General features: G+C 59.5%; 21 protein-coding genes and 1 tRNA gene. 12 read left to right on the top strand and 10 right to left on the bottom strand.

The genetic code is table 11. The features are described 5' to 3' along the window. Positions 1-154: 154 nt before the first annotated feature. From CY658_RS32350 to CY658_RS03005, 3 genes are all read left to right on the top strand, one after another. Positions 155-1,216, top strand: coding sequence for a hypothetical protein (locus tag CY658_RS32350; protein ID WP_143713553.1), 1,062 nt, complete (start codon positions 155-157; stop codon positions 1,214-1,216). 136 nt (positions 1,217-1,352) lie between these two features. Beyond that, complete coding sequence (locus tag CY658_RS03010) at positions 1,353-1,733, top strand: type I restriction endonuclease subunit M (RefSeq protein WP_257884641.1); 381 nt, start codon at positions 1,353-1,355, stop codon at positions 1,731-1,733. Then, positions 1,723-2,454 carry a hypothetical protein gene (locus CY658_RS03005; protein WP_143713551.1) on the top strand — a complete coding sequence of 244 codons (732 nt, stop codon included), beginning with the start codon at positions 1,723-1,725 and terminating at the stop codon, positions 2,452-2,454. Before CY658_RS03010 ends, CY658_RS03005 begins: the two co-directional genes overlap by 11 nt. 53 nt (positions 2,455-2,507) lie before the next feature. Here CY658_RS03005 and CY658_RS03000 read toward each other — a convergent pair whose 3' ends face one another. Then, the gene (locus CY658_RS03000) at positions 2,508-2,909 is read right to left on the bottom strand and encodes a helix-turn-helix domain-containing protein (protein ID WP_257884640.1); all 402 of its coding nucleotides are present in this window, start codon (positions 2,907-2,909) and stop codon (positions 2,508-2,510) included. A gap of 140 nt (positions 2,910-3,049) precedes the next feature. On the opposite strand from CY658_RS03000, the gene CY658_RS02995 reads away from it, so the two are divergent. The 6 genes from CY658_RS02995 to CY658_RS02970 all read left to right on the top strand — a co-directional run bounded on the left by CY658_RS02995 (position 3,050) and on the right by CY658_RS02970 (position 6,525). Next, positions 3,050-3,406: a hypothetical protein gene (locus CY658_RS02995; protein ID WP_101488794.1), complete on the top strand. Its 357-nt coding sequence runs from the start codon at positions 3,050-3,052 to the stop codon at positions 3,404-3,406. A gap of 21 nt (positions 3,407-3,427) precedes the next feature. Next, a complete protein-coding gene (locus CY658_RS32655; protein WP_101488793.1) occupies positions 3,428-3,841 on the top strand; it encodes a zinc ribbon domain-containing protein in 414 nt (137 codons plus the stop codon). Further along, on the top strand, positions 3,838-4,659 hold the full coding sequence (locus tag CY658_RS02985; RefSeq protein WP_143713550.1) for a hypothetical protein: 822 nt from the start codon (positions 3,838-3,840) through the stop codon (positions 4,657-4,659). The genes CY658_RS32655 and CY658_RS02985 overlap by 4 nt, the downstream gene beginning before the upstream one ends. A gap of 18 nt (positions 4,660-4,677) precedes the next feature. After that, the gene (locus CY658_RS02980) at positions 4,678-5,091 is read left to right on the top strand and encodes a hypothetical protein (protein WP_101488791.1); all 414 of its coding nucleotides are present in this window, start codon (positions 4,678-4,680) and stop codon (positions 5,089-5,091) included. Positions 5,092-5,174: 83 nt separating this feature from the next. Next, a complete protein-coding gene (locus tag CY658_RS02975) occupies positions 5,175-6,014 on the top strand; it encodes a DUF4238 domain-containing protein (protein WP_101488790.1) in 840 nt (279 codons plus the stop codon). Between the two features lie 70 nt (positions 6,015-6,084). Then, positions 6,085-6,525 carry a helix-turn-helix domain-containing protein gene (locus tag CY658_RS02970; RefSeq protein ID WP_101490196.1) on the top strand — a complete coding sequence of 147 codons (441 nt, stop codon included), beginning with the start codon at positions 6,085-6,087 and terminating at the stop codon, positions 6,523-6,525. A 252-nt stretch (positions 6,526-6,777) separates the two neighbouring features. On the opposite strand, the gene CY658_RS02965 is transcribed toward CY658_RS02970, so the two are convergent. Then, the gene (locus CY658_RS02965) at positions 6,778-7,371 is read right to left on the bottom strand and encodes a hypothetical protein (RefSeq protein WP_143713548.1); all 594 of its coding nucleotides are present in this window, start codon (positions 7,369-7,371) and stop codon (positions 6,778-6,780) included. Between the two features lie 432 nt (positions 7,372-7,803). Between CY658_RS02965 and CY658_RS02960 the strand changes: the two genes are divergently transcribed. The 3 genes from CY658_RS02960 to CY658_RS02950 all read left to right on the top strand — a co-directional run bounded on the left by CY658_RS02960 (position 7,804) and on the right by CY658_RS02950 (position 10,780). Continuing rightward, positions 7,804-8,745, top strand: coding sequence for a serine hydrolase domain-containing protein (locus tag CY658_RS02960; RefSeq protein WP_180838849.1), 942 nt, complete (start codon positions 7,804-7,806; stop codon positions 8,743-8,745). Between the two features lie 387 nt (positions 8,746-9,132). Then, entirely contained in the window at positions 9,133-9,969 is an 837-nt protein-coding gene (locus CY658_RS33150) for an FRG domain-containing protein (protein ID WP_374221078.1), read from the top strand. A gap of 475 nt (positions 9,970-10,444) precedes the next feature. Next, positions 10,445-10,780 (top strand): SMI1/KNR4 family protein, encoded by a 336-nt coding sequence (locus CY658_RS02950; RefSeq protein WP_101488786.1) that lies wholly within the window; start codon positions 10,445-10,447, stop codon positions 10,778-10,780. A 175-nt stretch (positions 10,781-10,955) separates the two neighbouring features. Here CY658_RS02950 and CY658_RS32340 read toward each other — a convergent pair whose 3' ends face one another. From CY658_RS32340 to CY658_RS32330, 8 genes are all read right to left on the bottom strand, one after another. Continuing rightward, positions 10,956-11,645: a hypothetical protein gene (locus tag CY658_RS32340; RefSeq protein WP_143713546.1), complete on the bottom strand. Its 690-nt coding sequence runs from the start codon at positions 11,643-11,645 to the stop codon at positions 10,956-10,958. A 7-nt stretch (positions 11,646-11,652) separates the two neighbouring features. Continuing rightward, positions 11,653-12,528, bottom strand: coding sequence for a hypothetical protein (locus CY658_RS32335; RefSeq protein ID WP_143713544.1), 876 nt, complete (start codon positions 12,526-12,528; stop codon positions 11,653-11,655). 707 nt (positions 12,529-13,235) lie between these two features. Beyond that, positions 13,236-13,312, bottom strand: a tRNA-Ile gene (locus CY658_RS02935). 35 nt (positions 13,313-13,347) lie between these two features. After that, complete coding sequence (gene hrcA / locus CY658_RS02930) at positions 13,348-14,355, bottom strand: heat-inducible transcriptional repressor HrcA (RefSeq protein ID WP_101488783.1); 1,008 nt, start codon at positions 14,353-14,355, stop codon at positions 13,348-13,350. Between the two features lie 50 nt (positions 14,356-14,405). Then, the gene (locus CY658_RS02925; protein ID WP_101488782.1) at positions 14,406-14,999 is read right to left on the bottom strand and encodes a recombinase family protein; all 594 of its coding nucleotides are present in this window, start codon (positions 14,997-14,999) and stop codon (positions 14,406-14,408) included. Positions 15,000-15,455: 456 nt separating this feature from the next. After that, positions 15,456-16,793 (bottom strand): zonular occludens toxin family protein, encoded by a 1,338-nt coding sequence (locus tag CY658_RS02920; RefSeq protein WP_101488781.1) that lies wholly within the window; start codon positions 16,791-16,793, stop codon positions 15,456-15,458. A gap of 6 nt (positions 16,794-16,799) precedes the next feature. Next, positions 16,800-17,105: a hypothetical protein gene (locus tag CY658_RS02915; protein WP_101488780.1), complete on the bottom strand. Its 306-nt coding sequence runs from the start codon at positions 17,103-17,105 to the stop codon at positions 16,800-16,802. Positions 17,106-17,111: 6 nt separating this feature from the next. Continuing rightward, a complete protein-coding gene (locus CY658_RS32330; RefSeq protein WP_143713542.1) occupies positions 17,112-18,080 on the bottom strand; it encodes a hypothetical protein in 969 nt (322 codons plus the stop codon). Positions 18,081-18,479 lie beyond the last annotated feature (399 nt).

Raw genomic sequence — 18,479 nt, 5'->3', positions numbered from 1 at the left:
TTGGCCAATTGCGCTGAAGCTCGGTTGCCAGCGGTTTTTCTACCGTCGCGCATCACTTTTTCTGATCGTTTTTGACCGTTTTGTCGGCTGCCTTGTCGTGGCCGGCGCGTGCGCGTCTGACGTCGCCGTCCCTCTCTAACTCCCGGAGCTTTTAATGACCGACACCTTGTCCGGTGGCGCAGCCGTGCCCGAAGCATTGGTTGCTGCGCCTCTTGTATTGCCGTTTACCGTGCCTGAGCACCCCCGCAATGTGGCGTTTCGCCAAGCGCAAGCGGCCCGGATGCTTCAGACCCTTGGCGTGAATCTGCATCGCTTGGTCGATGGGGATGCCTTCCAGCGTGCGGCACGTCATGTCCAGAACTTCTTTGCCCCTGAGCTTGGAATCGCCGACACCCGAACTTGCTCGTTCGATACCCCGCGCTTCTTGCTGGCTGCCGATCATCCTGCTGAGCCCTTGATTGACCCAGTTTCGCTCACCGCCGAGATCGCGGCTCTGACCGTGCCGGAACCCGATGGCGAATGCGCGGTGGCTCGAAATTTCGCTTGGCTGACGGAACTGCTTCACCTGACTCCGGTTGAGCGCAAGCTCTTGCTCTGGGCGTACTGCGCCGAAACGCAGCATCCGGCCGTGCTCAATCGAGTGCTCGGATGCGTGCCTTGCGAGAACTGGGCTGATGTCATCGAAGCACTGTCAATCCTGCTGGAAGAGCCAGTCATTGCGGTGGCCGAGTGCCTAGTTTTACCGTGTCGACTACAGGCCATGCGGTTGATCCTGACTGAGACGCAGCGAGCGCCATCAAGCCTGTCCCAGTGTCTGGATGCCAGCGACACGCTGATCGAAGTGCTGGAGACCGTGCACCGATCCAAGAATGCATTGATCTTCGACCTGCTGGAACCGCGGCTACCGCACTGGTCGCTGCAGCCGCAAAACGACGTGCCGGATGCAGCGCTCCTCGAGTGGTTCGACCAGCCAGTGGCAGACGTGTTCATCGCCAGCTTGAGCGGACGTCCACTGAACGCGGCCAATATCTCGGCGGCCATCACGTGGCTCACCGGCTGGCAGGTGCCAGATGCGCAGTGCGAGCCGCTCGCTGGCCATCTGCCGCTCGACGTCATTGAGCGGGCGGTCCAACGCTGCTTCGTCGAACACGGCCAACGCAATGAGCCGGTGACGGTGCTGGCATTGATGCAGGCACTGTATGCCGCTGCCAGCTAGTTCGCCAGTTGGCATCCCGAACAAGCGGTCTTTCAGGCCGCTTTTTTTATGTCTCGACGTGTCCATCCGGTCTGCAGGTTGAGGACCGGCACACGTCCATTCCGATTACTTCATCACCGCCATCGAAAGGAAAATCATGTGCAATCTTCTGGACCCCAACATTCGCAAGCACCGTTGCACGCCAGCGGCACCGCAGAACGTTCAACCGCTGTTCGCGCTTGGCCGAGCACTGGCAACGCCAGGCGCTCTGGAACTGCTGGAGAAACACGGAGTTGGCCCCGCGTGCTTACTGGTGCAGCATCAGAGCGGCGATTGGGGCGACGTCTGTACGGATGACGCAGCTAGCAACGTGCTGGCGCTGGCCGACGGTGGCCGCATCTTCTCCGTGTACCGGCTGCTCGACGCGGCGACGCTGGAACGCATGACCGAGCAAGAACGGCGGCGCACGCCGACCGTGTGGTGCATCACCGAAGCCGATCGGTCCAGCACGACTCTGCTCTCCCCCGATGAGTACTGACGTGGCGCGCTTGGCGAACACCGGATTTCGTGTCCAGCGGTACCACGCGGCGCTCACTGTCGGTAACGTGCTGACGACCAAGAGCCGACGTCTCGACCCTGTGGCGGTTCACATGCGTCAGAGTGAGTTGGACAGTGCCTGTGCATTGCACTGTCTCGCCATGGCGCTGGTGATCCTCGACGTGGCGAAGCGCAGTGCATTGCTCTCCATGGCACATCGGAAGTACGGCGTGGCGGCAGACCTCTATGCGGTCCTGGGCGACAGCTGGAATGAAGGTGCGTACGCGCAAGACGTGGTGGATGCGCTCGAAGCGATGGAGCTGCCAATCACAGTCCGGTCGGCGGACGGCTTCGACTGCGGCGTCGATGCGTTTGCAGTGGAGTCACTCAGAAAGGGACAGCTGACCTTGCTGGCGTACGAGAGCTTCAAGGACGGCCGATACCGCCACTTCGTCCTGGGCGTCGGAAGCGGCGGCCACATGGTCGGCCAGAAGTTCACGGTTGACTCGTTGCTCGTGCTCGACCCCTCGGCTGACGCACTGCCGTTTTCGTGCTGCAACGGGATGCTGAAGATCGACAGACCAATCGACTTCAAGCGCCGGCGCAAGTCGGTGGAATGGCGTTACGAAAGTGCCGGCCACAGCGAGCCGGTGAAACTGATGTCTGCGATCTCGGTCGTCAGCAATAGCCGAGTCCTCGGTGGCGAGAAGGCTGCGAGCTGAGCACGGCTGAAGTCGAAAAGCCGTCTCGACGGCTCCGATGGACGTGAAGCCTCTTACCGGAGGCGTCGTGTCGACGACGTTCTTTTTTGTCCTGCGGCGCGGCGGATCGGCGCAGCGGGGTCCGCCCAGTGCGGCTTCAGGTTCGTTCGAATTGGAGCAACCAGTTCCGACAGAGTGATCTTGAGGACAAAGCAAATGATCGAAAGCGTCATCAGCGACGGATTCGCGACACCCCGTTCGATTCGGCTGATCAATGTCCGATCCACCTCGGATTTGTCCGCTAGCTCTTCTTGAGACAACTGACGGTCAATTCGCAGAGTCTTGAGGTGCTTTCCCAGTTGCAGTGACACCGGATTGGTCTCGCGCTCAAGGCGTGCGGCGGCGGTGCTGCGCGATTTCGAGCCGGATTGCGGTGGTGGAGCGGACGGCGTCGCCGAGCGGGAAGCGGTTGTCATCCGTGGCGAATCTGCCCGGACGTAGCACGAACAACCACGCAGTATGCGCGTCGATGCATATACTGCACATGAATATGTAAATCAAAGCTGCTCGCTAGCTGAGAGCGGGCGACTTGAAAGTCAACTGGAGGAGAACTCGAATGACCGCTCTCGTGCATTGCCGCGCGTGTGGCGAGCCGCTGCACGCCCTGGCCATGGCATGTCCCCACTGCGGTGCTCCGCAGCCACACGCCGCCGGCGGCGCCGCCTCGAAACCGGCCGGCGGCCCGTTTCTGGCCATCGTCTCGTGCGTGCTCGGCGTTTTGACGCTTTTGGGTCTCCTGAGTGACGGTAGACCAGCCGACCGCGACGAACTGCTCGGCGGCTTCTGTCTTTCGCTCATCGCCATCGTCTGTGGCGCCCTGAGCATTTATCACCAGAAACCCGGCCGCGCAGCTGCCGTGGTTGGTCTCGTGACAGCAGGCATCGCCCTGCTGGTCTGTCTCGCCAATCTTTAACAACAGAAGAGGAGAACTTCGATGACAACGTTCGTGCATTGCCGCGGCTGCGGCGCACAGATTCATGAAACGGCGCCGACGTGCCCCAAATGTGGTGCACCGCAAGTCGTGGCGACCGGAGCGACCGTAGTCGCGCCATTGGCCGGTACGCCGAGCGAGTACAGCCAGATGGTGCCGTGGTATCGCCGCCGCTGGTTTTTGATCACGTCGTTTCTGACGATCCCTGTGGTCACCGGCTTGATCGCGCTGACCGGCTCGATGCACTACGACGCCAAGGGTTTCGTGAAGACGTTCCCCAAGAATTTCAAGACCGGCATCATCATCACATCGGTGTACTACCTGTACACGCTGACGACGCCGATCGGATCGACGCAACAGATCCTGTGCTTTCTCATGACGCTGGTCATCTCGCTGGTCATGGGGTTCAAGCGATGAGCGCGCTCAAGAGTTGGAGACGTGTCATCGCTCCGTTGGTGCTGGCAGGCACAGCGATGCTCGTCGGCTGTACTGACGATTCTCTACCTACCTGTACGGACCCGACCGCTCAGAATTTGCTCAAGAAGATTCTTGTCAATTCGGTCGCGAGAGGGCTGGACCTTTCCACTCGTGAGCCTGGTTGGTTGGAAAAGGTCGAGAGGGCGACGGAGGTCAAGTTGACGATGGTCCGAACGACCGGAACCGATGAGGAGTACCGCAAGCGTAGTTGCGCAGCTCAGCTCCAGATGATTGTGCCGAGCGGCACTGAAGTCTCGTCAGTCGAGTACACGATTCAGCAAACCGACGACAAGAAGGACCTGCTGGTCGAGATGAGAGGGCATGACTACCTCGTGCTGTCTCTCGGAGTAATGACCGGCGATGCGGCGTTCAAGCGAGCGATCGCTAACATGCCTACTCAGAAGCAGCCGGCCACGACTGGCGCCGCATCGCCTGCTCCGTCGACTCCATCGGCGCCTGGTGCCGCTGCGCCATTGACTCCCGCGCCAACAGCGACGGGTCCAACAAGGACGGTCGCGGATGCCACGTTGATCTGGCTCAACTGCGAGGACCTGTGCCACCTCCAGTACAAGACGGCCCAAGGCGAGTTGAAGTCGGCACTCTGTACGGAAGCTCCGATCTGCCGCCAGTGGACAGAAAGCCCGCCCGAGTTCAACAAGCGGATTGGATCGCGCGCGACATTGACGCTCGGCACCCAGTTCGTGCCAGAAGGCGGTGTGACGCTAGACAGCCTGCAGGGGATTGAGTGGCGGCAGTGATCTACGGCAGTTTGGTCTGTGTCCGTAGAGCTGTCGGCCGATGTTGCGTTCCGATTCTTCGATGTCCCGAGACACTTGCCTAACGGCGAGGCCGAACAGCGCGGTAGCCGCATTGGCGTGATCAAGGTCGTGCTGCAGAATCCGAGCATGGAGATGCTACTGAATCTGCTGTTCCGGTGTCCGAAGTGCTGGCAGAAGGTCGGCTACGTCTTGTTCGCCTTTTCAGGCGCGATGCTCCTTCTCGGACTACGTCTCTCGCGGCGTGCAGGGAGGGTGGAGAGCAGGACGGGGATCACTCTGAATCTAGACCAGTTGCTTGCGGATGTGCCGCTGCCGATTCCTGTGAATGGGGAGGGATTCGCGTTGGCTTCACTGGGTGTCGCGGTCGGCTTGGCGCTCGCAATTGCAGGGAAATGGGCTGGCCGTTTTTAGCGTACTTACCTAAGCTCAAGTTGTGAGCTGCCATGTCTTGAGCTCAATGCGAATGGCGAGCGAACTGCACCTTCGAGGGGAAAATGGGGCATCACTACGTTCCGCAGTATTACTTGCGTGGCTTCGCTGTAAGCACCTCCGTTTGGGTGTACGACAAGCAGCGCAAAGCGCATTTCCGAACACAAGTTAAGTCCACGGGCAACGAGCGAGGTATGTATTCTGCAGAGCTGGAGTCATTCTTCTCCGAGAAAGTTGAAGGCCCCGCAAACGAGGCAATATCCAAGGCCCGAGATCGGCAGGGCCTAGATGAGAAAGAACGGGAGGCACTAGCTCGCTATCTAGCTTTTTTCTGGCAACGTGTGCCGCGCGGTCGGGACCGAGCAATCTCGAAGATTCCACAAGTGGCGGACGAGGTCGAAACCGAGATCATTGACGGTCTGACGTTGGCAGCGACAGAGCAGCCAGACCTTTCCGACCAGGTCTCAGGACTCAAAAAGCGTGTCAAGGAGATCATCAGACGACACAGGGATCAGCCATCCGCCGATCTGTGGCGAGGAGCCATGCTACTCAACAAGGACCCGCGTATCGTCGAGGCGGTGGCTACGATGAACTGGCAATTCGCTGTGAGCGATACGGCTCAGTTCTTGACTTGCGACAATCCTGTCTTCTTTTACGAGAACGAAGGGGTGGGAAGGCCCCAGTCTGAGCTCTCCTTCCCAATTTCCAGTTCAGTCACTCTAGTTGCCTCGAATTGCCGCAAGAGTCCAGAGGGGCGATTCTTTCGAGCGGATGCCAAGCTGGTGACGAACCTGAACAGAAGGACCGCTCACAATGCTCAGAGATTCGCTTTCGCTCAGCGCGATGAGCCATGGATCATGCCGTTCTTGCTCAAGAAAGGTTGGCCGCTTCCAAGGCTGAAATAGGCGGTCGGAGCAGCGTCGTTCGAGCAGCGTTTGGGATCAAATACTCAACTGAGGCATGCACAATGCGGGCATGCCAAACATCGCATCCATTCTGAAAGCCGAAATCTCCCGCGTAACTCGCAAGGAGGTTCGCACAGAGATCGAAGCGCTCAGGAAAGCATCCGCGCAGCACCGTAGTTCGATAGCTGCGCTGCGCCGCCAGATCGAGAGCTTGCAGAAAGAGCTGCGGCGGGTCAGCAAGGGCTCAGCGCGAGTGCGGTCAGCACCCGATGCGACGGAGTCGGCTGAGCAAGGGCCGGCACGGCGCTTCAGCGCCGGTCGCTTGGCCGCGCATCGCAGCAAGCTCGGACTGTCTGCTGCGGCCTACGGCAAGCTGGTGGGCGTTTCGGGTCAGACGGTCTACCACTGGGAGCAAGGCAAGGCTCGACCGCGCGCTGCTCAGCTCGAATCCTTGGCGTTGGTGCGAAGCTTGGGCAAACGGGAAATAGCAGGCCAGCTGCAAGAGGAATAGAACTTCCGACGTCCTCCGGTGCATGACCTTGACCAGCGGGCAACTGGACATGCTGCCGAAATACGGTTTGCGTCTTGCTGCCGTGCAGCGGCAAAGGCGGTCACTACGTCGGCGCCCGACGTAGGTAGGCCGCTTAGTTGAGAGCGAGCCCTTCTGCTCGAACTGGCGTGAGGGTGATCTCGGAGCGTCTAGCCCTATTTGACCTCGCCCATACGGCCAACGCGAAGCTTTGCAGCTTGCAGGCGCGAGCGTTCAAGAACCGGACTGGGCCAAAGGAAACAAGGCTTGGATTGAGGGGATGCTGGAGATTGCTGCACTCGAAAAAACATAGGACTTGTTGAACTCAGTGACAGCGCTGGCCATGTGCTCTGCCAAGTCCTTGATAGGCTCCTTGTTTTCTTGCACATCGTTGACCGAGGCCAGAAAGAGTGCCTCCGAAATCTCATTCAACTGAGTTTTCGCCGTTTGCCGATCCGCCTCACCATACTGGATGTTGCGAAGGATCTGGCAGAACTCCCTTATCTTCATGTAGTCATCTTGGCCCTCGTTCTCCCAGATGCCCATAACCGCGGGAATCGTGACACCAACATCGGGTGGTAGTTGTGCGATTGCCCCGGCCATCGACGCGCGAACGCGCTGGCGAAAGTACTCTTCGATCTCTGGCACGGTCTTTGTGCTTGCAATGCGATCAACCGCCGCATGGCAGTCGAGTCGTACCGAAGAAGTTCCGGGCTCGTGAGTGAACTTCAACGTTATTGCGCCAACACCGGCACCGAACCGCTTGCCCATGATCCAATGAGCAGCCTCGTGTCTCGCAATGCTTCGGACATACTCTGAATTGATCATGGGCCAAGTATCAGCGATAGAAGACTTTGGAGCCCGCCGCCGAGGCGATTCGGGGGCTTACCAGAACGATGCCCGTGCCGGATGATCCCCGGCAATGCCTGGTTTTCCACCAAGTCTTGATCGCTGCCCGATGCAACAATCCTGCCTTCGAATAAGAAGCAGGAGATCATGAGAGCTAAGGCTATCGAGGTGATCAGATGCGATTTTTCCAAGAGGCCGGCTCGGAATTCCACGAAGCGCGGGGCCCTTGTCGCCGCACTTGCCTTCGTTGGCGCAATTTCGGCGCACGCGCAAATGCCTGAGCAGGGCGGGCATCTAGCGGCCCCAGACAATTGGCTAGTAAATTCCGGACAGCCGTGGCACCACAAAGTACGTGGAGCATCGACGGTTTCCCGCCTTGGCAACAGAGAACCGACTGCACAGGAGAAGGTCGTGGTTGAAAAGGCCAAGGCGTTGTTCGCGAGGTCCAGTGCAAAGGCAATGGCACTTGTGGACGATGGAGCCATCGTTTGGAGTGAAACGAAAACTCCGATCACGCCGGAAGCACTAGTGTTTGGTTTCAGCGTCGGCAAGACGGTGACCGGCCTAGCAGTCGGGCAAGCAATATGTGCCGGAAAGCTGACCCTCTCCTCGAGGCTGCAGGACCATGTCACTGAACTGGCCTCGACGGACCTGGGGCGCGCCACAGTCCAGGATCTGCTCACCATGCGCTCTGGGACCTGGGAAGGGAATAAAGATACCAGTGTGTGGAACCCCGAGCAGGCTCAGGCCATCGCGATGGGGCGTATGAACTGGCTCGACCTTCTCAAGACCGACAAGGTTAGCGCCGCCGCGAGTTCTACTTTCGGAGGCAAACGAAAGCCAGGGGAGGTGTTCAGCTATAAGAGCACAGACCCGATTGCATTAGGAGTAGCCCTCGCCCAGGCCACAGGCACACGCTACGCTGAGTGGGTAGAACAGACCGTGCTGCTCCCCGCCGGGATCGAGGGCCCTGCCGCCATTGCCCAGGATCGGGCGGCGGGATATGGCCAAGGCGACGGTGCGCTCCGAATGCGCTTCGACGACTGGGTGCGCCTGGCAGTCTGGGTCAGAAAGAGCGAAAGCCAGCCTGGTTGCTTTGGCGACTATGTTCGCGATTCGATGAAGCCGATGACGCCAACCGACAAGATTGGCAGCATGCCGGACTCCTACGGATACCTCACATGGGTTCGAGGCGAAAGTAGCTGGGCGATCGGTCACGGAGGCCAGCGGATCGCCTGGAACCGGCGAAACGGTCGAACGTTGGTTGCCTTCTCGTCGGTCGAAGACTACATGGGGGATCTCAATCAGCTATACGCTGAATGGTCTTCGCTTCCATCACTCAACATCCCTTGAGCAACTAGCCGCAGGACACGCAGTCGCGCGCAGGACTGCGGAACGATGCCGATCTTTCGTCAACGCGCCATTGAACTTTCGTCAACCGGCGTGGCGGAGCGACCGCTCTGAACACATGCTTGGGGCGAACAGCCCATAGCTGACGCGACGTCGCAACTCCAATACCCGGTGTCGACGCAGAGCTTCGATTCCTATGACGATCCAAATGGCTTTGCATCGGGGAACGCTTCATTTATGACGCACCAGCGCTTCATCCTCTTATTGCTGAGCCTCGTCTTGTCCGTCCGTAAGCGTCCGGCCAACACATGCAGGATGCGGTGGGGCGAGCAATTAGGTCGTGGTGCTTCGAGCTCTCTATGATCTCCCCAACGACCCTGGAGTTTCTTGATGTGCTCTGTCGCGCCTCGCATGAGGCATACCCCGAGGGTGGCACGCTCTGGACCTATGTCGAGGCAGCGAACCAGGGTCACTCCAGGTTCCGGGATTCACGGCGAACTCCCGCCGCTGATGCACTCAGCATCGATGAGCTCGCAAGATGGCTTCAGTGGGCTCAAGGGGACAGAGCGCCAACTAGCAGCGCTTCTATCGACATGGCGAACAAGCTGGTCGCGCTTCTTCGCGAGGATCTTGGTTTGGTCGACTTGCTCTGGTCGTTCGAGGACGGCGGGTCCGATACTGGAAAAGGCCCCTGCTTCGGAATTTGAGTGGCTGTTTCTCGCCCAGCACTACGGCCTTCCGACGCGACTTCTGGACTGGTCCTCCAACCCCCTCGTCGGCCTGTTTTTCGCAACCGAGAGACATGATGACAAGGATGGCGCGCTGCACTATCTGCAGCACGCAGTGACCGATCAGTACCATCTGCTCAACTACCGGACGGCCACCTACCCCGTGGGGGCCAAAGAAATTTTGGCAATTCAGCCGGAGCAGGGAAAGGTAGTGTTCGTCCGACCGCGATACTCGGACGCGCGCTACGTAAATCAACGATCCGTTCTCTCGTGCCCTGCGGACCCATTTCAAAGCTTGGATGTTCCCGGACTCAAGAAGTTGACAATCAAAGGCCCCTGGAAAGGTGAAATCCGAAAGAGGCTTCGAGTGCTCGGGGTCTCAACATCCTTTATCTACCCCGGTCTCGGTGGAGTAGCGGCTGAGATCAAATCATCGACATTCGACCCTATCGTGGCTGGTCGAGCAAAGATGATCTCAGCCAGGGGGACGATGAGCTAGTGGCTACCCCACTGATGGGCCGGGACGCTAGCGCCCTCCCCTACGCCGTGAGCGCCACCACCTCGGCGTCGGTCAGCTTCTGCGGCCGGTAGCGCAGCGCGCGCAGGTGAAAGGATGGTTGGCTCGTCCCTTACACCTGGGTCGTCCCAACGCCAACGAACTTCATCGTCGATGGGAACGCCACGGCCGCCACCTTGGCCAGCGCAGCCCCACCGAGCCCAAGGCGAATCCCGTCAGCCGGGTCCCCGCTCGCAAGGCATGGCGTCGCGGAGGGGCCGACCGGCTACAGCCGGCCGATTCTGTTGAAAAACTCGGTCGCAGCGCTCACCGCTGCACCTTGGCGAAAATCGACCCCTCAGATCGATCCAGGATCGACGATCGCGGCCCAGGGAATGGTTTGACCACCCCTGCAAATGTGCCCAAGAGAGCGCCACTCGAGTTTTTCAAAAGAATCGGCCATAACCAGACCTTCCCAATGACCATCCAGCTGCCCACTGTCTACCGCGCTTTCATCGACACGAACGGTCTATTTGAGGGCTTCGCTGTCTTGTCGGGTGAAGAACGCTACGTGATCCTCTGGGGCGAAGATGAGGTCGCCACCGCCAATTCAGAGATGGACGTAGACGTGTATGCACCGGGTTTCGTGGCCTTCGCTGGGAACGGCGGTGGTGAAATCTATGCCTTCGACGCGGTTGGCGCTGTCTTCATGCTTCCGATGATCGGCATGGAGCCAGAAGCAGCAATCAAGGTGGCTGACGACTTTCTCGAGCTTGCGCGGGGTTTTCAGCGGGCTGTGTCGTCGGGTAAGTGACCCTTGAACGCTGCATACGGCCAGAAACGGCCGGTCGTCAACGGCCACTTTCATGCATCCCCGCTGATCCCATCTGAGCCGACGCGCGGCGGTTGTATGAGCGTCGGCTCCGGCTGCTTAAAAGAGGGACACGACCGTCAATTTTTATCGTGCATCAATCCCGAGTCCGTTTCCGTCAGCTAACAGACTTCTTTGCCTCGGATTTCAACACGTTCAACTCCTCCGCGCTCAACGTGATCTTGAATGAGCCGAGGAATTCGATCGTGACGACGTAACCGTCAGCAAGCGTCTGAATTGGCGAGCCAGGCTCGTCAGGCTGCATCATCAACTGCCGAATTTTTTCTGCCTCTACAAAGCCCCCAACCCCGGCTAATGCAACGTGAGCAAACTCACCATGTTCCGTCTTTACGATTTTCCCTATGAGAAACGAGCGGGCGTCAGACACCTTCCGCCGCTTCGATGGCTCCTGCAACACCACTCCGGCACTGACTGCCTCAGTCCTCAGGATTTCTACGATCTTCTTTGTCTCGGGGTTCCCAAAGATCGTTTTGACAGCACTACGCATCTCAGCCGCATCTTTAACCCTTCTGAATTGTGGCTGATCGGCGTAAAAAATTTGTATTGCAGCAGGGAAGTCGCCGTATTCGGAGCGAATAACCAAGAGATCGGTCTTTTTCGTAGGCTGCCCTGTCGGGTAGACACCGAGAGACCAGGCTCGTCCTGGCGCAACCGAGCGATCCTGAACTGTTCCGATTACCAAGCCCTTTGATCTCTCCCAAATTCCTTCGGCTTGCGCTACAAGAAACTGCTCTATCTCGTTATCACCGGCGCCTCCGAAAAGGTGCTTAGGCCAAAGGTTTTCCATAGGAGTCCTAAATTTTCAAAGTGACGAGCACAGGTAAGTGATCGGAGACAGAGGCAATAGCACCATCGCTTGTTGTTAGCGGCGTGCTGCCCGCACTGGAAAGAATGACTGGTGTGCCGTTGTGTACTACATCGATGAGATCGGGTCGCAGCAGAACCTGATCTATAAGATGCCAATGCGTCGAGACGCTCTTGTCGTTTTGGTAGAAAGATCCCGGCTGACGATTGTTTTTCCAGGTTCCCAGCAGGGCCCACATAGGGTTGAAAAAATATCGGATCTGCTTGCCACGCCCGACGGCCTTAAAGGTTGAGGCCGCGATCGTCTTGCATGAAGAAGCGTTCAGATAGGCTGGGGTGACCATGGGCTCGCTAAATGGTTCCATGTTGAAGTCACCAATCGCAATACTTCGCGTGTGTAGCAACCGCTTTTCGCGTGCTTCTATTCCCATTCGCAGAAGTCGTGCGGCTTCCGCGCTGATCGGCCCGGGCTGCCACACAAAGATTGGCGCCGGCAGGTGAACGAACCACAATTCATAGTTGACCGGTATTCCAGTCGTGGTCCGAACGAGCGTACTGGGCAGCGACCCTTCATCCAGCAGGCTGTCCGGTTGCCACTCTGTTTCAGAAAGAGTGCCAAGTACGGCAAACCGCTTGAAACTCTTCTTCAGCCACCAGGTCTTCCCGGTGTTTCGACTCTGCAGGTCGACCAAGATTGAATCGAAGTCGATTTTTCCTGGTTCTGACAGACACAGCAGAACTTCCTGGTTAGGACCAGATAACGTCTTGTCGACGCAGATAGTCTCCGCCAAGTCTGCAATGGCATTAGCGATGATTCCGCTCTTGCCTTTGCCTTTTTGAACGTTCCAGTATGCGAGCGCGATCATGTATGGCGTAGGCCCGAAGATGTCGATCAGAAAACCAGTCACCGACTATATCGCTGCGTTCCCGGCACCCGTGGAGGCCTGCTGTTATCGGTAGGAATCGCAACTTCGCATGACAATTCTGCTTCGCACTTACGAACCATCGGTCGCTTTCGCCGGTAACCGCGACCGTTTTTGGGCTGCCGGTTTCGTGCCCCGAACGACTCCGCTGGGCTCCTTTGCGACATTCGCACTGCTCCAGACCGGTCATCTGAGGAGCTGGGCCTCTGCACATCGCAAAATCCGCGTATGCCAGATTTGAGCGAGCTAAATGATGATGAGGTGCGCGGCCAAGCGACTGAATGGCGCGCACGGGCGTTGCGGGGGGACAAGAGCGCAGGCGGTATCGCGCACCTCTTGGAAAAAGAGCTTCATCGCCGCCAAGGATTCGGATACCGGCCAGCCGATGCTGATGTGCTGGACACCAGGCCGCTGGAACTTCTGCATGAGCGCCGGTCATCACACGCGTGGTGGCGCTTCTGGTGACTGCCTGAGCAGCGACGAATGAGTCTCGGATTTCGCGCTCGATCTGGCTGCGATCTGTGCGGTGCGATGCTGTTAAGTGCGGCAGCATCCGCACCAAATCTGGCAACAATCTGGCAACGGATCGGCCATGAAAAAAGTCCGCTATCTTTTGGATAGCGAACTTCTCAGCATTGATGCGGCTTTGGTGGTAGGCCGTGATGGGCTTGAACCATCGACCAACGGATTATGAGTCCGCTGCTCTAACCAACTGAGCTAACGGCCCACGCGGGCCCGATTCTATGCGCCGCGCACGACCACCTACTTGCGGTAGCTCAGCGCGTTGCTCACCAGCCGCGACGTGATGTCGACGATCTGGATCATGCGGTCGTACGGCATGCGGGTCGGGCCGATCACGCCCAGCGTGCCGACCACCTGGCCGTCGACCTCGTAATTGGCGCTGACGATCGACAGCTCCTCGAAGGGCACGACCTGGCTCTCGCCGCCGATGAAGATGCGCACGCCCTCGGCCTTGCTCGACACGTCGAGCAGCCGCATCAGCTGCGCCTTCTCCTCGAAGAGATCGAAGGCGCGCCGCAGTTGCCCCATGTCGCTGGAGAAATCGGTCACCGACAGCAGGTTGCGCTCGCCGGAGATCACGACGTCGTCGGCCTTGGCATCGGTGAGCACCTCGGAGCTGACCTGCACCGCGGCCTGCATCAGCGCGGCGATTTCTCCGCGCAGCTTCTCGACCTCGGACTGCAGCCGGTCGCGCACCTGCTCGATCGTCAGGCCCGCGAAATGCGCATTGATGTAATTCGAGGCCTCGACCAGTTGCGACTGCGAGTAATCGGACTCCGGAAAGATCACGCGGTTCTGCACGTCGCCGTCGGGCGACACGATGATCACCAGCAGCCGCCGCTCCGACAGGCGCAGGAATTCGATCTGCTTGAACACCGAGGCGCGTCGCGGCGACATCACGACGCCAACGAACTGCGACAGGTTCGACAGCAGGTGGGCGGCGTTGGCGATCACCTTCTGCGGCTGGTCGGCCGCCAGGCTCGGCGTGCTCATCTGCTCGCGCTGCGCGGTGAGCATGGTGTCGACGAACAACCGGTAGCCGCGCGTGGTCGGCACGCGTCCGGCCGAGGTGTGGGGGCTTGCAATAAGCCCCAGCGCCTCGAGGTCGGACATGACGTTGCGGATGGTCGCGGGCGACAGATCCAGCCCCGCCGAACGCGAGAGCGTGCGTGATCCGACGGGTTGCCCATCGGCGATGTAACGCTCGACCAGCGTCTTCAACAGCAACTTGGCACGGTCGTCCAGCATTGCAAGATTTTAGTGTTGTACGTTAAAAATTTCGGTCGCCGACGACGAGACTAGCTCAATCGACGCAGCCGGCTCCCACCCCTCGGCCTTCGCGTGACCCCATCCCTCACCAGCGCCGACCGGACCCCCGCAGGCGAGACACCGAACATCAGCGCAATCTCCCCCAACGTGAAGCCTGCCCGATAGAGGATCGCGGCCACCCTGGCTTCATCGCCGGTAACCAGCGGCTGACGCCCAAACAGCACCCCACGCGCCCGAGCAGCCACACGTCCGGCCTCGCATCGCTCCCGAATGATCGCCCGTTCAAGCTGAGCCACCGCGCCGAGTATCTGCAGCACGAATTCACCCATCGCCGACGACGTGTCAATGGGCTCCGTCAGTGACTTGACTGAGCAACCCGACGCCTTCAAGCGATCCAGCAGCTGCAACAAGTCCTTCAAGCTGCGCGCCAACCGATCCAGCTTGTAGACCACCAGCGTATGCCCAGGCTCAAGTGCAGCCAGGGCCTTGTACAGCTCGGGTCGAGGCCCTACCCCGCTGGTCTTCTCGGCGAAAATTCGCCGCACGCCTGCAGCTCGCAGCGCATCAAGCTGCATTCGCGTTTCCTGCTCGCTCGTAGACACCCGCGCATAGCCAATCAGCACCCAATCCCCCCTCGGTCCCCTGAAACCTTTGTAAGCACTTGTAGGCTACAGGAAAGGGTGAAGCCAGTACCAGCCGCCGGGCATTGCCTGTTTTGTCGATCGACAGAAAGTATCGTCATACGCTCCGAAATCTCGTCTCGAGGGCGCGCCTGGCTAGGTTTTCAGTACAACTACACGATACCGGGTCGGTTTCACTGTAGGAGCCCGCCAGCGGGCGTGTGTTGGCCGGCCAGAGATAGGGCAGGGGCACGTAAGGCACTCAGCACCAGAGAGCAGATGCCTCCGCCACAAGGGCTACGGCGGCTTGTCTTCTAGCAGGGAAGCATGAGGGCCGCGCCGCTATGCCGTGACCTCGCGCAACCAGCGTCGAAAGTCCTTCACCAGCCAGCAGATGAGCGCGCCGCACATCGACGCCTCGACCACGGTGATGACAACGGAGAGCAGCATGCAACGAACCTACTTCGCCTGGAAGGTCCACGGCGAACCGGCCTTGACCTTCGGTTGCGAAAACCCGTTCTCGCTCGACTGCCGTTCAAGGGGCGCAGCGGGCTCACGCCGTGGCGAATCGATGATCGACAGCCCTGAAGGCCCAGCAGGCGCGGAGACGGTCTGCATCGATCCACCTCGGCCGTCAGCACCACCGCGAATTGCCTCAAGGCGAGCCTCGGAAACACGCCCTACCGCAGCATCCTCAACCGGCCACATCGTGGCCAAGGCGGACCACTCTCCGACTCGCAGCCGCACAGTGGGACCAGTGACGATGACGGCCACGCCGAGATCTCGCAGAGTGTCGAGGCTTTGCCGCTCGACAACACGCGTATTCCCGTCGAGCCACTCGACCACACCGGCAACGTGCCCCCGACCTGCGAGCAAGCCAGAGAGCCGAATCCGGTACTTTCCGCTCAGGTCTTCGAAATAGCGTTCCTGAGGCGATTTGTCCGCATCGGCTACCTTGGCCTGCACCTGGGCCGTTTGCGCGCTTGGCAGGGCCGTTCCGTTCGTCGGCGATGGTCTCGGGCCGGTCGATGCCGCTACAGCTTTCGGCGGCGGCAACTCAGGGTGGAAAAACTGCCAGAGCTTCCAGCAGCCTGCAATGAACAGCACCATCATCACCGGCACGCCGTACTTGATCGTCGCGCCTTTCCAGAACACCACCCGGTTATCGGTGTACGTCTCGGTGTTGGTGTCGTCAGACACGTGGCTCTTGTACGTGCCGAAATATTTCTCGTCGTACTTTCCGAGCTTGTCGGCGACCTTCACGAACTCGTCATTGCCCTGGCCCTTGAAGATCGTGACGCGATAGCGTTTGTCAGTGCCCAAGGCCGTGAGCTTGAGAAATGTGAACTTCTGATCCACGCGCCGACGCCAGAGCGCGAGCACGTCGGGCAGCGATTGGCCCATCAACAAAATGTCAATGCCACGGTGCCGATGCTCGGTCACGAACTGGGTCAACGCCTCCGAGGCACGGTGACGATTCGGCCACCAGTTTTGCGCTTCATCGAAGACGAGAAACGCGTTGTCGCGAACTTTCTCGATCCATAGCCCGTCAATGACCACGGTCTTTGTGCCGACCTTCTTTTCGCGCGGGCGCATGTCCTCGCGCGTGAGGACGAACAGCAGCTCACGAACACGTTCCTCAGGCAGATCGGCAGCGACCGCAATCTTCGCGTGATCCAGGCCCTCGATGTACGCACCGACCTCGCGGCCTTTCTGCAGCATCGGAATGATCTGCGTTGCCATCGCTTCGTAAGACTTGCCAGCGCCGGGCAGGCCTTCGTAAAACAGGATTGCCATGTGCTACTACCACTGGAAGAGAGTAAGGAACTTGCGCGCCAGCCTGAACGCATAGCCGCCACCGAGCACGGCGAACGCTGCGGGCACTCCCGCTTCACTCAGCAGGTACACCATGCCCGGGTCCATTTGCGCCCAGAGACTGCCCAGGCCACCGGAGATGAAGGCGGGCACAGGGATCGCCGCGACGAGGCTTGCAAACCCGTTCACGACCAGAGTGAAAAACGCAATGAATGCGTCCTGCAGGAGGCCCCACACCGCGCCGAAGGCCGCGACGATCAGGGACCAGAGCCAGTCAGTAAATTGCTTGAGCATGCGGCCTCATTCGATTGCGATGCGGAACGCCATCCAGCTTGCGATCAGCAGCAGCACGATGCGCAGCAATAGCAGGGCGTTCGTTGCGAAGCTGGTGCAGTAGAAGTCGAGGGTGATGGTGCGCTCAAGAAACGGAATCATGGCCGTGGCGGTCGGGCACGTGCCACCGCTACCGACGACGAAAAAGCCGGTGACAGCAGCGCCAATAGGTGAGCCCCTGAGCGTGGCCGCAGCACTCTCAAGAGCGCCCTTCACCGTGGCCTCTTTCTTCGTGTACAGACCATTTGAGTCAACCGCTTTCGGATCGCCACCGCAGCCGGTGTCGGACGAGTTTTTCTCGCACTTCTCGGCCTTCTTGTCTTTGTCCTTGTCCTCGGCCTCCTTCGTCACGCCGCTGCCCGTTGTCGTGCTGCTGGAGCTTCGCTTGCTGCCGTCCGGGTTGAGAGTGTCCACCGTCTTCGTGGTCGTGCTGGTGCCGTCGACATTGCGCGTTGTCGTCGTAGTCGTGACCGTCTTCGAACCGTCCGGGTTCGTCTGCGTCTCGATATCGGTCTGGCTCGACTTCGAGTCATCCGACTTCGGCGGCTCGGGCGTTTTCGGCGGCGTAGTGCCGTCCCCCGGCTGTGTCATGTCCGGCGCACACACGGGCTTTCCATTCACAACACCAGCAGCCTCGCCAGGGCCGCACGTATCAGGAGGAACGGCCTCGTTCGGGTCCGGTGCATTGCCGTCACCCGTGGGAATGCCAGGACCACCACCCGAGTCGCATTTGCTGCCGTTGTTGGCGTACTGGCCCTGAGCGAAATAGTGCCTCTTTCCACCGACGAGCGCAGTGCCCGCAGGAAACTCACCATCGAAGGCGGCAGCACAGCCAGCGGAACAAACGATGTACGGCGGGCCCTTCGCAATCTCGCTGCCAGTGTCAAAAAACCCGCTGCTGATCACCTGCCCGACATTGCAGGTGACTTGCGCCACACATGCCGTTTGCGAGGCGTTTTCAACGTAGCCACTCGCACACTGACAGCTACCACCAGCGAGAGAGCTATTCGCAGGACAAGACACGGCAGCAACGCGATACAGATAGAGCTCTACATCAGCAGCACCCCAGCCAAGCGAGAAACAAGATTGCCCGGGAGGGGCAGTACCGAACTCACAACGAGCCCATACAGCAGTGCGCACAGTGCACGCCTTGTGCGCGGTATTGCTCCCAGTGCTTTGACATGCGGAAAATTCAGAGGGCGAGAACACCGCAGAAGCAGGGATAGGCGGCAACGCCCAGGCGCTGCTAGCCAACAGCGCCAAGGTGGAGAAGATCAAGCGAAGAAGGAACACCATGCTCAGGCGTTCCAAAGGCCAGCGACACATGCGCAGCCG

It is taken from the genome of Variovorax sp. RO1 (genome assembly GCF_002849325.1).
Classification (GTDB): domain Bacteria; phylum Pseudomonadota; class Gammaproteobacteria; order Burkholderiales; family Burkholderiaceae_C; genus Variovorax.
Note: the sequence above shows the minus strand (reverse complement) of the source record. Positions and strands in the feature narration are given on the sequence as shown.